Origin of the sequence: Mucilaginibacter sp. KACC 22773 (genome assembly GCF_028736215.1) — a bacterium.
Lineage (GTDB): Bacteria > Bacteroidota > Bacteroidia > Sphingobacteriales > Sphingobacteriaceae > Mucilaginibacter.
The window spans coordinates 2,427,214-2,442,709 of sequence record NZ_CP117883.1 but is presented as its reverse complement, the minus strand read 5'-3'; the positions used below and the strand labels follow the sequence as shown (position 1 = coordinate 2,442,709).

Sequence of the window (15,496 nt, the reverse complement as noted above, 5' to 3'; positions counted from 1 at the left end):
GATTTTAATTAGTTTCCGTCGGGTTTTATGGTGCTGTTTTTGGGGCTGGCTGGCAGGTTGAAAGTATCGGCAGGGTCAGGATGTGATGGATCATAAGGCGGTGCGTCAATAATATACTTCTCAATACCCAGGTGATTGCCCTTGATCCCCTCGATAACACATTTGGCAATTTCATAAGCTCCATAGCTGTTAAAGTGGGTATTATCTGCCAGGTCTTTAGGCTGGTTGAGGAACGAGTTGGCCGGATACCACACAAAAGCCTTTTTAGAACCTTCATTGCCCAACGCCTCATAAAGTTTAGCCGTCATGACATTAAGATCTATCAGCGGTACATTTTGCGCTTTGGCAACTTTCCTTGCAGCATCCGGATAATCGCCCAGCGTATTCACAACTTTACTGCTATCATTAAAAGCGCGGCGACTGGTAGAAGTTACAATAACCGGGATGGCATTTTTATCGCGTATTTTACTGATGAACAGCTTAAGGCGGTCTGTATATGATTTATAGGCGCCATCTTCGGGACCTTTTTCTTTCTGATCATTATGCCCAAACTCGATAAAAAGATAATCCCCGGGCTTAATGATACTCAATATTTTATCCAAACGGTGGCTGTTTAAAAAGCTGCCCAGGGTAAGTCCCGATTCGGCATGATCGGCAATGGCTACCCCAGGTTTAAAAAACCTGGTGATCATTTGCCCCCAAGAGCACCAGGGCTCATCATCCTGGTCAACCACGGTGGAGTTTCCAGCCAGGTAAACAGTTACCTGGTCATCCACCTTTTCTATTTCAAGCGCATCAATACATGGCAGGGTATCATTAAATTCAAGGCTGAGCTTATCATCCCAGTCATATTTTCCAAATTCGCGGGGTTTAAGGGATACCTTACCGCCTGTGCCGATATCCGGTTTACGTATATTTACTATGAAGCTTACCCGTTTTATGTTGCCTTTACTGGTTTTAACTTTCTCCAGCATCAGCCTGCGCGATTCTGCACGTACGGTTATATTGCTGTTACCCTTGATGTCGCCCAATAGCAGTGTTACTTTATAATTGCCTTCGGGTACATTTACCGAAAAATAAAAGGGCTTATCGCTGGTTACGTAATCACCTGTAAGCAATTTCCGGGGATTGCGGACCACTGCTGTTACTTTTGAGTCAAAATCAAACCCATAACCTTTATTGTCATCAAATTGAACATCCGAGCCTATCTTTTGATAGCCATCGGCTGCCTTGCCGCTGCCAAAATCAAATTTAAAACTGGTTTTAGCTGCCTGTGCCAAAAGTGTTGCAGGTAAGGTAAACCACAGCAAAAAACAAAAGCAGGGCAATAAGATCTTGCGAGTCGACTTTATCATGATGAATATTAATTTACCTGGTTATCTGGTTGCCCAAAATTGGGTCATGGTTTATAATAGATAAAGTTATACCATGGATACACAAACAGCGTCCTGCACTGTCCTGAATGAAGATACTGTTTGTGTAACAAATTCATTGCCTGTTCAAACTCATTAAGAATGATTCAAATGCTTTATGTACCGATTGGATAACCCTTTCATTTTTTAACACACATCAATGCTTATTCATTTTCTGTTGCCCAATTTTGGGGCATGAAAACAGAAACATTAGCGTATTTACCCGGAACTGACGTTGCAGAAAATTATACCGGCAATTTTTCCGAACTAAAAATTGCTATTGCCAGTATTTCTATAAGCCTGTTTATGATGAACCTCGACACAAGTATTGTGAGCGTAGGATTACCGACAATGATTAAAAGCCTAAAAACCACTTTCGCTTCGGCACAATGGTTTGTGCTGGCTTACCTGCTTGTACTTACCGCTCTAATTACAGCCGCAGGACGGCTTGGCGACATTATAGGTAAAAAGAAATTATACCTGGCGGGTATTGTTATATTTACCGGAGCATCTTTGCTCTGCGGTATATCTAATAGTGCAGCATTATTTATCTTATTCCGAGGGTTACAAGGTTTGGGGGCCGCCTTAATATTGGCTTTGAGTATGGCCATAGCAACGGAACTCACACCTAAAAAAATGTTGGGCAAAACAATGGGGGTTTTATCAACCATAACAGCCCTGGGTATTGCAGGCGGACCAACAATTGGCGGCATATTGCTTTCAACTTTCGGGTGGCAATCTATGTTTTTGGTAAACATACCTTTTGGAATTGTGGCTTATGGATTGGGCTATAAATACATAAACAGCCCTACTATTAAAAAACGTATTCCTATTGATAAGGTTGGAATAATTTTATTGGCAGCAACCTTATCATCCTACTGTTTTGGCATGACCATGATTGAAAAAAGCGGTTTTGGCAATCTTATTGTTTTAACGTTATTGGCAGTTACTATTATTGGCTTAGTTGTATTTATTCGGTTTGAGAAAAGAATAGCGCATCCTTTAATAAACGTCGCCATTTTTAAAAACAGGCTTATTAGCAAAAACCTGTTTACTACAGTGCTTGTTTATACCGTAATTATTACAACAGTAATATTGCCACCGTTTTATCTTTTAAAAGCAGCTAATTACAGCCTGGTACAGGTTGGGCTAATTATGTCATTCGGCCCTTTATTAACTGTTGCACTTAGTATTTACGCAGGCAAAATTGCCGACAGGTATGGTGCAAAAAATGTGATGTTTTGCGCAGTAATTACCATAGCCATTGGATGCTTTTGCATGAGCACAATTACCCCGGCCGATAATATTGTAGGTTATCTTTGGCGGATAGGAATTATTGCGATGGGATTGAATTTTTTTAAAACCCCTAACAACACGGTTGTAATGGAAATAGCACCAGCAGACCAACGCGGGCTACTAAGTGGCTTTTTATCGCTGTCGCGGATTTTAGGGCAAATAACCGGAACAACAGTAATGGGCGTTATCTTCGCGGTGTTGTCGGGAGTGTCCGGCACTTCAAAAATTGGCAGCTCGCCGCAGGCAATAACCTATGGCTTTCATGTAGTGTTTTTAATAAACGCATTTATAGCATCGTTTGCGGCATTATTGATCTATCCGAAGTTCTTGAAACAAAATGCATAATTTTAATAAGTAATAAATTCGATTGAATGTTTATGAAAGAAACCTTAGCCAGGTACATCCAGAAAAAAGTTAAAATTAGTGATGAAGATTTGCAATTTATTCTTTCGCATTTTAAGCCCCGTACGGTTAAAAAGAAAGAAATTTTATTGCATGAAGGAGATTTGTCAAACAGGATGTATTTTGTTGTAAAAGGCTGTCTGCGAATCTATTTTATTAAAGACGTTGGTACAGAAGTTACCCGAAGAATCATATTTGAAAATGATGCATCATCGTCAATGGTGTCTTTTATCACCCAAAATAGATCAAAGGAATACATTGAAGCAGTAATGGACTCCGAATTGCTATATATGGATAGAAAGGATTTTTACCACCTGGTAGAAACTTTGCCTATATGGGAAAAATTTTATCGACATCAGCTGGAATACGCTTATGTAATTAACACCAACAGGTTAATGAGTTTTATTACTAACGATGCTACCGAACGTTATTTATTATTGCTCAAAGAAAACCCCGAAATAATAAAACGGTTACCCAACAGACTGGTGGCTAACTATTTGAATATTACACAAGAAGGGTTAAGCAGGTTAAAATCAAAATTATAGAATGCCCGGGCAACAGGCTGGTTAAAAAAGCTACCCTACTTTCACAGAGCAGTTTACAGCCTTAATGGTACAATCACCAGCCCTATGGTTCTTTATTAAAATAATTATGGCAAATAAAAAACCTCTTTTAGGGGGGTACTTACCGGTGAATTATCGGGATTGCTTTCCATAATATCGCCCATATAAGCCCACCATTTTTGCATAACGGCTTCTGCTGGTAAATTATCCAGTAATTTCTTGTCGGCTACTTTTAAAACGCCAATCAGGCTGTTGGTTTCCTCATCCAGGAAGATAACATAATCGCTTATTCCCGTATCTTTTAACAGCGCCGATAACTCGGGCCATATTTCATCATGCCGTTTTTTGTACTCCTGTTCAAAGCCCGGAAAAAGCTTCATCTTAAATGCTACGCGATCCATAGGTAAATATTAAAAGGTTAAATACGGCAAATGGGTACTGATATTTGATTCGTCCAAAAATCGCATATATATTTAAACGACTCTGTATGTTTTGCCAAAATAACATTTCTTTTCTCAGTTAGCAATCCTGTGGCATCCTGATTATCTTGACAGAATATTTTAACTTTGACCCGGGTAAAGCCGCTTTTAAATTTATAACCAGGTACAGGATTTAATAATGAGATATGAAGTCTTCGCGTTTACTGGAATACATATTTATTGACTATTATTCATCCACACCCAAATACATACAATTAGCCAATTGCATTATTAAAAGTGTACGCGAGGGCAAACTGGTTATTAATGAAACACTACCCTCCATTAACGAGCTGAACCTCAATTTTGAAATATCGCGGGATACTGCCGAAAAAGCCTATAAACACTTAAAATCAATTGGCTTGCTTGGCTCCGTACCGGGTAAGGGATATTATATAAAAAACACCGAGGCCGGCCAGCAATTTAAAGTGTTTTTAATATTCAATAAGTTAAGCACCCATAAAAAGCTGGTATATGATGCCATTGTTGATGGCCTTGGTCATGAGGCAGCTATCGACTTTTATATATACAATAACGATTTTGAGTTTTTTAAAAAGCTAATCCAAAACAATAGTAATGATTACACGCACTACGTAATTTTACCGCACTTTATGGATGGCGGCGAAAATGTACATGATATCATCAATACCTTGCCAAAAGACAAGCTGATAATACTCGACAAACTTGTGCCAGGTGTAAAAGGCGACTTCGCCGCTGTATACGAAAATTTTGAAAAAGATATTTTTCATGCCCTGGAGCAGGCACTGCCGCAGCTAAGCAAGTACCATACGTTAAAGATCATATTTCCCGAATACACCTATTTTCCGGGTGAGATATTAAAAGGTTTCTTTACCTTCTGTATCCAGTACGCCTTTACCTATAAAGTTGTTCATGATATACATGGAGAGCCTATAAACGAAGGCGAGGTTTTTATAAACCTGATGGAAAATGACCTGGTTGTTTTGATTGAACGGATGCTATCGACAAAATTGCAGATAGGTAAAGATGTTGGTGTGATATCGTATAACGAAACCCCGCTAAAAAAAATTATACTAAACGGCTTAACCACCATATCAACAGATTTTGAAAAAATGGGAGAAATGACTGCCGACATTATAAAAAACGGGTATACAGGCAGGTATGAGGTGCCATTTTATTTAACCTTAAGATCATCATTATAAGCCTGTACCACGACAAGTATTATAATGATTTCCGGATAATGATCTTAAATTCATTTTTGATAACAGCTGCTTTATTTTGGAGCATGAGCTCTGCAGTTTTCCGGCCCATTTCTTCAAAGTCGGTAGATATTACGGTGATATCCAGCAGTTCTTTAAATACAGTTTCGTTGAAGGATATAATGCCTATATCTTTCCCTAATTTGTTGCCGGTGATCCTGACAGCTTTAATCAGGTCGGCTAAATCATCCTCGGCAAGTACAATATATACAGTGCCTTTTTTTAGCTCATCCAGTTTAACTGACGAAACAACTTCAAATTTCTTTTGGTTCTCTTCACAAAACTGGGCGATACCATCTTTTATTTCAGGCGGATGGTGGCGGTCAAACGGGAAAATAACTGCTACTCGTTCATATTTTGCTAAATGATAGGTAACTTCATTTAACGCACCATAAATATCGTTTCTGAAGTCCTGGAATACTGCAGAAACATTGTTTAATTGGGGGAGGTACCTATCTACCAATATCAGTTGGCCGGCCGGGATTCTTTTTAAAATATTTAAGTATTCCAGCTCGTTAGCATTGTCAAAAAAGTGCGGCATCACCAGGTAGTAATGGTAATTACCCAAATTAGCTTCTATACTCTCTTCAAGCAAAGCAGGATTGTAGTGGTGAATATGAAGATCGACCCTGCCTTTGTCGCCCAGGGTTTGCACTATAGCATCATACACGTTTTTTTTATAAGAGCTCAGTTTGTTGAACAACAATAAAACCTTCATCCTTACATCGGGCTTACCAATTACAAAATACCCTTTTCCCGAAACTGAATGGATATATCCCTCCTGTTTTAGAAGGATATAGGCTTTTTCAATAGTATCCCTTGATACCCCATATTGTTTGCTATAAATGTTTATGGATAACAGTTGTTCATTTTTTCGGTAAACGCCTTTATCTATATCTTTTTTAATGGAATTGGCCGTTTGTTGCACCAGGGACTTTACCCTATAATTATTTATTTGTTTTGTTCCCATTAGGTTTAGCTGATACCAGGTTAATGATTTACAACAATAGGAAAATTAAATCATACCTCATCACTCCGCGGTAAACCCTATATCGTGGTATTTTCAGGTTAAGGCCATTTGTTGTGATAGTGCAAGGCAAAGCAACGTTTTTTTGTTCACCGCTTTAACCACGCGTATTAATTCTTATTTTCGCCCATCTTATATGTCTATGTCAGAATCTATCTCCACCCCTGTCCAACCCAACCTCGTAGAAATCGTCTCCAAATACATCCTGCTCGAAGTAAGCCGAAAAGCGCTTAAAGGTAAGTGCCCCTTCCACAAAGATCAGGCTACGTCATTAATGGTTTACGAAGAAAAAAATATGTTTCAATGTTTCGGCTGTGGCAAAGGCGGCGGCCCGATAGAATTTGTGATGGCAATTGAAAATAAATCGCGCGAAGACGCAATCGGGATTATCGCCCAGGCAAAATAAAGACGTACGACACCGGAGGCTATCGTCAAAATCTTCGATTTGTCAACAATTGCGTAAACGTGTTAATTAGTTGCACAAAAATTGAAACTAATTGGATTTTTTTGCTGTCTTTTTGACTTCATTTTGAGTATTTGTGTACTGTTTTCGTGGCAATTTCGGGGCACACGAAAATTAAATGGCGGCAATTTATTTTACCGTCTTTTCACCGGGATAATAACGGGCGGGTTATCTCATTTCCATTTAAATGTTATAATGTAAGTTTTTTCTTGGATAAGTAAAAATTTATGGCCTAATTTGCACCCAAATTAAAAACACAGTAATACCTCAAAAAAAATGAATCAACCAAGCTTAAATAAGCCCGCAACAAGAGCAAGATTTGCTCCCATTGCCGCTGCTTTGGGTTCAACTGTTTTTTTATCCTGCCCTTCCCGACGAAGGCCCTATATGCCAAGGGTTTGAATTAATTTCCCGTACTAAACCCCGCAAAAGAGTTGTTAAACTTCTTTGTAAAAAAGCCATCTAATTATTAAGGCGATTAAAAGCCAATTAATTTAACGGTAATTATCTATTTAAATGACCATACAAGATTTTGATATTCAGGTTGCTACAGCTCAGCATGTAGATTATGCCACAATGATTTGCGATGAAATGGCCGAATCGGCCAAGGCACGCGGAACGGGTATTGCGCAACGGTCGCCAGAATATGTTGCCAACAAAATGCTGGAAGGCAAAGCAGTTATCGCCTTGCATAAAGACGGTACCTGGGCCGGCTTCTGCTACATTGAAACCTGGAGCCATGGCGATTTTGTTGCCAACTCGGGCCTTATCGTCAACCCAAACTTCCGTAAAGTGGGTTTGGCAAAGGCAATTAAACATGCCATTTTCCAGCTTTCGCGTAAAAAGTATCCGGAAGCCAAGATATTCGGACTTACCACCGGCCTGGCGGTAATGAAGATAAACTCAGAAATTGGATACGAACCAGTAACCTACTCTGAGCTTACGCAGGACGAAAACTTTTGGGCAGGCTGCAAAAGCTGCGTTAATTACGACATCCTGATGAGCAAAGGCCGCAAAAACTGCATGTGCACCGCCATGCTGTTCGATCCCGCCGAAAAAATGAAGCAGGACGAAGAAAAAATGAAACGCATTACGCATAAGGCCACATTATTGGAGAGGATAGAAAATGCGATTAAGAAACGAATTGGTCATGAATAGGTAAAAGGTGAAAGGTGAAAGGTTAAGGGCGAAAGGTGGAACTATTGGCAAAAGGTCAAGGGCGAAAGGTAGAAAAGAAGAATTTAATGAGGGATTATAAAAAGTTAGATGTTTGGAAAAAATCACATTTGCTTACGAAGCAGGTGTATGCTGACATTTTACCTATAATGCCCATTGAAGAACGTTTTGCTTTAACCAACCAATTGCGCAGATCAACATACTCCATTCCTTTGAATATTGTAGAAGGTTGTGGAAAAAATACGGATTGCGATTTTGTCCATTATCTTGACAATGCCTTAGGATCCGCGCATGAAGTAGAATATACTTGTTACCTGATTTATGACCTGGGATTTATATCAAAAGAAATTTATGAAAATACTAACACAGCAATAAACGAGATAAAAGCCATGTTAATTGGCTTCATAAAATTTTTACGTGGCGAAAACCTTTGACCTTTCGCCTTTAAACCTTTTACCCAAAAATTACGTGGCGAAAACCTTTAACCTTTCGCCTTTAACCTTATACCTCTAAAAAGAATGAAAAAGAAAGTAGTATTAGCATACAGCGGCGGATTAGACACCTCATTTTGCTGTATATATTTAACACAGGACCTTGGTTATGAAGTTCATTCGGTAATTGTAAATACCGGTGGCTTTAGCGACGAGGAACTAAAAGGGGTTGAAGAACGCGCTTATAAAATGGGCGTTACATCGCACCATGTGGTTGATGAAACTAAAAACTTTTACGATACCTGTGTTCGTTTTTTGATTTATGGTAACGTTTTAAAAAACAACACTTACCCCCTTTCGGTAAGTGCCGAGCGTGTGAGCCAGGCTACAGCTATAGCCAACTACGCTAAAGAAATTGGCGCCGAGTTTGTTGCCCACGGCAGCACCGGTGCAGGTAACGACCAGGTACGTTTTGATATGATCTTTAATATCCTGGTTCCCGAAGTTAAGATCATCACTCCTATCCGCGATTTAAAATTAAGCCGCGAAGAGGAAATTCAATACCTGAAAGATCATGGTGTGGAAATGAACTTCGAGAAAGCTAAGTATTCAATTAACAAAGGCATTTGGGGAACATCTGTAGGTGGTAAAGAAACTTTAACATCTAACTTAGGTTTACCAGAAGAAGCTTGGCCAACCCAGGTAACCGAATCTGAGGTAAAGGATCTTGTTCTTACCTTCGACAAAGGTGAATTAGTTGGTATTAACGATGAAAAATATGATCATCCAACCAAAGCAATCCAGGCTTTGCAGGCCATAGCTCAGCCTTATGGTATTGGCAGGGACATTCACGTAGGTGATACCATTATTGGTATTAAAGGCCGGGTAGGCTTTGAGGCTGCAGCACCAATGGTAATTATAAAGGCTCACCATACTTTAGAGAAACACGTGCTAACCAAATGGCAGCTATCCTGGAAAGATCAGCTTTCTGCTTTCTATGGTAACTGGCTGCATGAAGGCCAGTTCCATGACCCCATTATGCGCAACATGGAGGCCTTTTTAAGTGATACCCAGGCAAACGTAAGCGGTAAAGTATTTGTTCAATTACATCCATACCGTTTCCAGGTTGTAGGTATTGAATCGGATCATGATTTGATGTCGAATAAATTTGGTAGCTACGGTGAAATGAATAACTCCTGGAGTGGCGAAGACGTTAAAGGTTTCTCGAAAATATTTGGCAACCAGGTAATGATCTATCACAAAGTAAATGCCCCCCAGCCCCCTGAAGGGGGAGCGAAAATTGCTCAAGACTAATCATGGGAGATAAAGAAAATATCAACGCTATTCCTACTCCCCCTTTAGGGGGCAGGGGGGCTCCTTTTTCAAAAGGAGAATGCCTGAAGCATTATAACTGGGGCGATGACTGCCACGGCTGGACTTTTATTGATACCGAGGCATTATCTGTAAAACAGGAGCTAATGCCGCCAGACACGGCCGAACAACTACATTACCATGAAAAGGCAACTCAATTGTTCTTTATTTTGAAAGGGCGGGCAACTTTCTCCATTGATGGAGAAACAACCGTTTTAAAGCCAGAGCAAGGCATCGAAATATTACCGGGGCAAAAACATTTCATCAGTAATAACGACCGGAGTGACCTGGAGTTTATTTTATATTCATATCCATCAACAAATAATGACAGGATCAATGTTGCCCCCTAACCCCCTGAAGGGGGAATAATAATTGATATTATGACTGATAATTTAAAAGATATAACAAATAGTTCAACTCCCCCTTCAGGGGGTCGGGGGGCTATACGTGCAGGCATTATTGGCGGTGCGGGATATACCGGCGGCGAAATGTTGCGTATCCTCATTAACCACCCTAACGTTGATATTGCATTTGTACATAGCAACAGCAATGCCGGCAATTATATCTACGAGGTACATACCGATTTGTTTGGCGATACCGACCTGAAATTCGCAGCGGAGTTTAATACTGATATAGATGTGTTATTCCTTTGTGTTGGCCATGGCGATGCTAAGAAGTTTTTGGATGCGAATGAGATTCCAGACGAAGTAAAGATTATTGACCTTAGCCAGGACTTTCGTTTAAATCAAAATTCAAAATTAAAAAGTAAAAACTTCACATACGGTTTGCCTGAGTTAAACAGGGAAACCATTAAAACAGCAGAAAATATAGCCAACCCGGGTTGTTTTGCTACTTGTTTGCAATTGGGATTATTGCCCCTTGCATCAAAAGGATTGTTAGACAACGAAGTACACATTACCGCAACTACTGGTTCAACAGGCGCAGGCCAAAGCCTGGCAGCTACTTCGCACTTTACATGGCGAAATGATAACTTATCTGTTTACAAGGTATTTAATCACCAGCATTTGAATGAGATAGGCCAATCTTTAAAGCAGCTACAGTCTGGTTTCGATAAAGCCATCCATTTTGTACCTTACCGCGGCGACTTTACACGTGGCATTATCGCATCAATATACACAGAAAACGATTTAAGCGAAGACGAAGCTTTAGCGCTCTATCAAAACTATTACGAGGGGCATCCATTTACCCACGTTACCAACAGGAATATCGATTTAAAGCAAATTGTAAACACCAACAAATGCTTTATTCAGGTACAAAAACATGGCAATAAAATATTCATTGTCAGCATTATGGATAATTTACTTAAGGGTGCCTCGGGCCAGGCAGTACAAAACATGAACTTAATGTTCGGGCTGGACGAGCGCGCAGGGCTACGACTTAAGGCGACTGCGTTTTAAGCTGAAAGCTTAAAGACAGTTGCCGATGATAATCAAGATTTGTTTCAGCAAACAAACGCGCTAATAAATTAAGTTAAGGCAATGCTGATTAGCCTTATTAAAACAATTAGAAAATAAAAGCTTTTGGCCTTCAGCCTTCTGCTTTAAGCTCAACAAAATGAAATTATTCGACGTATATCCTATCAATCCAATAAATATAGTAAGAGGCCAGGGTAGCCTTGTATATGATGCCCAGGACAACGAATACCTTGACATGTACGGCGGTCACGCTGTAATATCTATCGGGCACACACATCCCCACTATGTGAAGCGCTTAGAAGATCAATTGCATAAACTGGGTTTTTATTCCAACTCCATCGAAATCCCTATCCAAAAAGAACTGGCCACCAAATTAGGCAAAGTATCAGGCAAAGAAGATTATCAACTATTCCTTTGCAACTCCGGTGCCGAAGCAAACGAAAATGCTTTAAAGCTGGCATCGTTTTATAATGGCAAAAAGAAGGTTATCGCATTTACCAAGGCATTTCATGGCCGTACATCTTTAGCAGTTGCGGTTACCGATAACCCAAAGATTGTTGCCCCTATTAACGAAACCGACAATGTAATATTTTTACCCTGGGCTGATGAGGCTGCTTTGGCACAGGCTTTTGCCGATAACGAAATATCCTCTGTAATTATCGAGGGCATCCAGGGCGTTGGCGGTATCCAGGTAGCACCAGAAAGTTTTCTGCAAAAAATCCGGTTGTTATGCGATGAGTATAACGCTGTTTTTATAGCTGATTCTGTTCAATGCGGTTATGGGCGTACCGGTAAATTCTTCTCCCAGGATTTTGCAGGAGTTGATGCCGATATATACAGCATGGCAAAAGGAATGGGCAATGGTTTTCCGGTTGGTGGTATCATTATTTCGCCAAAAATACAGCCGGCTTATGGCATGCTGGGCACTACTTTCGGTGGCAACCATTTGGCCTGCGCCGCCGGATTAGCCGTGCTGGAAGTAATGGAACAGGATAACCTGATGCAAAATGCTGCCACAGTTGGCGAGTACCTGATAAAGGAACTTAAAAAACTGGAGCAGGTAAAAGAAGTAAGGGGCCGCGGTTTGATGATCGGGATTGAATTGCCCGAAGAGTTATCTCATGCCCGTAAAGAACTTTTATTTAAACACCATATTTTTACAGGCGAGGCTAAACCTAACGTAGTAAGGTTATTACCTGCTTTGAACTTAACCAGGGCTCATGCGGATAGGTTCCTGGAAGCCTTTGTAGATGTTTTAAATCAATAGATCGCAATATATAATAATCCCGACTGATGAAACTATTTTCTTCTGTAAACGACGTTACCGATATTGATGCCCTTGTAAAAGAGGCATTGGCGCTTAAGCAAAACCCTTATGCCAACCAGGAATTGGGCAAAAATAAAACCCTTGCATTGGTGTTTTTAAACCCAAGCCTGCGTACCCGTATGAGCACGCAAAAAGCGGCCCTTAACCTGGGCATGAATGTGATGGTGCTTAACATCGATAAAGAAGGATGGGCGTTGGAGCTACGCGATGGCGTTGTAATGGACGGCACAACTGTTGAGCATATCCGTGAAGCGGCTGGCGTTATGGGGCAGTATGCCGATATTATTGGCGTACGTTCATTCCCCGGCTTGCGTAACCGCGAGGAAGATTATAGCGAAATGATATTTAACAAGTTTGTAGAGTTTTGCAAAGTACCGGTGGTGAGCCTGGAATCGGCTACCCGCCACCCTTTGCAAAGCCTTGCAGATTTGGTTACCATAACTGAATTAAAAACCACGGCGCGCCCTAAAGTTGTATTAACCTGGGCGCCGCATATTAAGCCGCTGCCGCAAGCAGTACCGAATTCATTTTCCGAGTGGATGTGCAAGGCTGATGTTGATTTTACCATCGTACAGCCCAAAGGATATGAGCTTTGTGCCGATTTCATTCAAGGTGCAACTATCAGTTATAACCAGGATGAGGCGTTGGCCGACGCCGATTTTATCTATGTAAAAAACTGGTCGGCCTATGAGCCTTACGGTAATATACTGGGTAAAAATGAGGAATGGATGCTGACCAATGAAAAATTGAAATTAACCAATGATGCTAAGGTGATGCATTGCTTACCCGTTCGCCGCAACTTAGAGCTGTCTGACGAGATTTTGGACGGGCCTAACAGTATTGTGGTACACGAAGCTGGTAACCGCGTTTGGGCGGCCCAGGCTGTGCTAAAGCAAATGCTGGAAAGCTTGTAGTCAGCTTTTATAGATGCAAATATTTAGCAAAAATCTTAACTCTTGATTCTCGAGAACTATGTATATACCAGCCTTCAACAAGTTCCCAAACCAGCAAGAGGCTATTAGCTTTATGCAACGGTACAGCTTTGCCACTATAATTACTGCTGATCATGATGTGCCGGTTGCTACCCACCTCCCCTTTTTGATTGAGCAGCATGATGATAAACTGACGCTGTTATCTCATTTTGCCAAAGCAAACCCACAGGCATTGGCTATAATTAATAAACCGGTATTGGTGATATTCACCGAACCGCATGCTTACATATCCCCCGGCAATTACGAAAAGGAAACCAACGTGCCTACCTGGAATTATTTAGCTGTACACGCCTACGGAAAAGCAAGTTTATTAGCCGAAGGAAATGAAACTGCCGAATTGTTAGCCAAAATGATAAACAATTATGAAGCCGGTTATCTGAAGCAATGGAACAGCCTACCTGATGATTACAAGCAAAAAATGATGAAGGGCATCGTGGCATTTGAAATCGTCGTCGACGATTTGCAAGGCAAACAAAAGCTAAGTCAGAACAGATCAGTACTTGAGCGTGAAAACATCATCAACACGCTAAGTAAAAGCGAGGATTCCGTTGAAAGCGAGATCGCCAAATATATGTCGAAATTAAAATAGCATTTATTCGATATACTTAGATGCCCTGTTTATCATAGCATTAAGTGTAAGTCCCTGAACTATTACCGAGAATATCACTATAAAATAACTTCCAGAGAGAATAAGATGACGGTAAGGCGTATTTGGCAGAGTTAGCGCCAGTGCTATGGAGATACCTCCCCTTAATCCAGCCCAGGTCATTACGTTAATATTGCTGTAATTTACCTTTAATGATCGCCTTAAAAAAGTAAGCGGCAACATAATACTCAGCCAGCGCGCTATCAAGATAAACACAATAGATATGCTCCCGGTAACCCAATAGTTGTTGACGAATGGTAAATTGATAAGCTGTAACCCGATCATTACAAACAAAATAGTATTCAGCATTTCATCAACCAATTGCCAAAATTTTTCCAGCGATTCATGCGACCGCTCTTTATTATCCTGGTTGATGGAATGGCTCCCGGCAAATAGACCTGCGGTCACCACTGCTAACGGTATCGAAAATTCAAAAATGGTGGCCAATACCGATAAGCCCATCACCAATGCCAACGAGATAAGCACAATGGTTTGAAAATCCTTTACCGATTTCATCAGTCGTTGCGCAAGGTACCCAAAAACAGCTCCTGCTATAATCCCCAGCAAAACTTCCTTTAAAATGAGTACAACTACTTTCGAAGCCTCTATGTTTTTTTCGCCTACATTGGTTATTTCAAGTAAAATCACAAATAACACCAAACCTACGCCATCGTTAAACAGCGATTCGCCCGAAATAATGGTTTCCAGGTGCGCAGGCAATTTTGAATTTTTAACAATTGCCGAAACCGCCACCGGGTCGGTAGGTGATACTAAAGCGCCGAACAGCAGGCAATAAATAAGCGGCATGTGGATATGGAAAAATGGAGCCAGGTAATACAATAGAAAACCGAAAATGGCTGTAGATAAGATTACCCCTAAGGTACTTAGCACCAGCACAGGCCGCATTTCTTTTTTAAGTTTTTTTCCATCGAGGTTAAACGCGCTGGAAAACAGCAGGAAACCCAGCATAATATTGAGCACCACCTTCGAGAAATCGATATTCTTGGCAAGGGTTGTTAAATACCCGGCTGTTGCGGGATCCAGTTTATCAACAACTAATATAACAATAGAAACTATGGTGGCTATCAAAACAATACCGATGGTACCCGGAAGTTTTATAAAGCGCGCATTTAGGTAGGAAAAAAATGCGCTTACGATAACCAATAAAGCAATAACAACAAACAGATCCATAGGCGTTTACTTTTTAACTAATAAAATAAACGCCGCAATGTTTTAAACA

Annotated in this window: 16 protein-coding genes; 12 read left to right on the top strand and 4 right to left on the bottom strand. The window is 40.6% G+C overall.

The annotated features are described in order from the left end of the window. Positions 1–8 precede the first annotated feature (8 nt). Positions 9–1,355 (bottom strand): rhamnogalacturonan acetylesterase, encoded by a 1,347-nt coding sequence (locus PQ469_RS10475; protein WP_274212919.1) that lies wholly within the window; start codon positions 1,353–1,355, stop codon positions 9–11. A 252-nt stretch (positions 1,356–1,607) separates the two neighbouring features. Between PQ469_RS10475 and PQ469_RS10470 the strand changes: the two genes are divergently transcribed. Next, positions 1,608–3,053: an MFS transporter gene (locus PQ469_RS10470; RefSeq protein ID WP_274212918.1), complete on the top strand. Its 1,446-nt coding sequence runs from the start codon at positions 1,608–1,610 to the stop codon at positions 3,051–3,053. 32 nt (positions 3,054–3,085) lie between these two features. Continuing rightward, positions 3,086–3,655 carry a Crp/Fnr family transcriptional regulator gene (locus tag PQ469_RS10465; protein ID WP_090648007.1) on the top strand — a complete coding sequence of 190 codons (570 nt, stop codon included), beginning with the start codon at positions 3,086–3,088 and terminating at the stop codon, positions 3,653–3,655. Between the two features lie 104 nt (positions 3,656–3,759). Here PQ469_RS10465 and rhaM read toward each other — a convergent pair whose 3' ends face one another. Further along, positions 3,760–4,074, bottom strand: coding sequence for an L-rhamnose mutarotase (rhaM, locus tag PQ469_RS10460; RefSeq protein ID WP_274212917.1), 315 nt, complete (start codon positions 4,072–4,074; stop codon positions 3,760–3,762). A 224-nt stretch (positions 4,075–4,298) separates the two neighbouring features. Between rhaM and PQ469_RS10455 the strand changes: the two genes are divergently transcribed. Further along, positions 4,299–5,330, top strand: a complete 1,032-nt coding sequence (locus PQ469_RS10455) for a GntR family transcriptional regulator (RefSeq protein ID WP_274212916.1) — start codon at positions 4,299–4,301, stop codon at positions 5,328–5,330. 19 nt (positions 5,331–5,349) lie between these two features. On the opposite strand, the gene PQ469_RS10450 is transcribed toward PQ469_RS10455, so the two are convergent. Next, positions 5,350–6,357 carry a GntR family transcriptional regulator gene (locus PQ469_RS10450; RefSeq protein ID WP_274212915.1) on the bottom strand — a complete coding sequence of 336 codons (1,008 nt, stop codon included), beginning with the start codon at positions 6,355–6,357 and terminating at the stop codon, positions 5,350–5,352. 199 nt (positions 6,358–6,556) lie between these two features. On the opposite strand from PQ469_RS10450, the gene PQ469_RS10445 reads away from it, so the two are divergent. From PQ469_RS10445 to PQ469_RS10405, 9 genes are all read left to right on the top strand, one after another. Then, a complete protein-coding gene (locus PQ469_RS10445) occupies positions 6,557–6,820 on the top strand; it encodes a CHC2 zinc finger domain-containing protein (protein ID WP_274212914.1) in 264 nt (87 codons plus the stop codon). 573 nt (positions 6,821–7,393) lie between these two features. Then, complete coding sequence (locus tag PQ469_RS10440; RefSeq protein ID WP_274212913.1) at positions 7,394–8,035, top strand: GNAT family N-acetyltransferase; 642 nt, start codon at positions 7,394–7,396, stop codon at positions 8,033–8,035. A gap of 35 nt (positions 8,036–8,070) precedes the next feature. Then, positions 8,071–8,487: a four helix bundle protein gene (locus tag PQ469_RS10435; protein ID WP_274212912.1), complete on the top strand. Its 417-nt coding sequence runs from the start codon at positions 8,071–8,073 to the stop codon at positions 8,485–8,487. Positions 8,488–8,571: 84 nt separating this feature from the next. Next, on the top strand, positions 8,572–9,798 hold the full coding sequence (gene argG / locus PQ469_RS10430) for an argininosuccinate synthase (RefSeq protein WP_090647165.1): 1,227 nt from the start codon (positions 8,572–8,574) through the stop codon (positions 9,796–9,798). 2 nt (positions 9,799–9,800) lie between these two features. Next, positions 9,801–10,205, top strand: a complete 405-nt coding sequence (locus tag PQ469_RS10425; protein WP_274212911.1) for a cupin domain-containing protein — start codon at positions 9,801–9,803, stop codon at positions 10,203–10,205. Between the two features lie 138 nt (positions 10,206–10,343). Beyond that, positions 10,344–11,273 (top strand): N-acetyl-gamma-glutamyl-phosphate reductase, encoded by a 930-nt coding sequence (gene argC / locus PQ469_RS10420; protein WP_274213823.1) that lies wholly within the window; start codon positions 10,344–10,346, stop codon positions 11,271–11,273. A gap of 157 nt (positions 11,274–11,430) precedes the next feature. Next, positions 11,431–12,558, top strand: a complete 1,128-nt coding sequence (locus PQ469_RS10415) for an aspartate aminotransferase family protein (protein WP_274212910.1) — start codon at positions 11,431–11,433, stop codon at positions 12,556–12,558. Between the two features lie 26 nt (positions 12,559–12,584). Next, positions 12,585–13,532, top strand: coding sequence for an N-acetylornithine carbamoyltransferase (locus tag PQ469_RS10410; RefSeq protein ID WP_274212909.1), 948 nt, complete (start codon positions 12,585–12,587; stop codon positions 13,530–13,532). 58 nt (positions 13,533–13,590) lie between these two features. Beyond that, a complete protein-coding gene (locus PQ469_RS10405) occupies positions 13,591–14,199 on the top strand; it encodes an FMN-binding negative transcriptional regulator (RefSeq protein WP_274212907.1) in 609 nt (202 codons plus the stop codon). Positions 14,200–14,202: 3 nt separating this feature from the next. Here PQ469_RS10405 and PQ469_RS10400 read toward each other — a convergent pair whose 3' ends face one another. Then, positions 14,203–15,447, bottom strand: a complete 1,245-nt coding sequence (locus tag PQ469_RS10400) for a cation:proton antiporter (RefSeq protein ID WP_274212906.1) — start codon at positions 15,445–15,447, stop codon at positions 14,203–14,205. Positions 15,448–15,496: the final 49 nt, after the last annotated feature.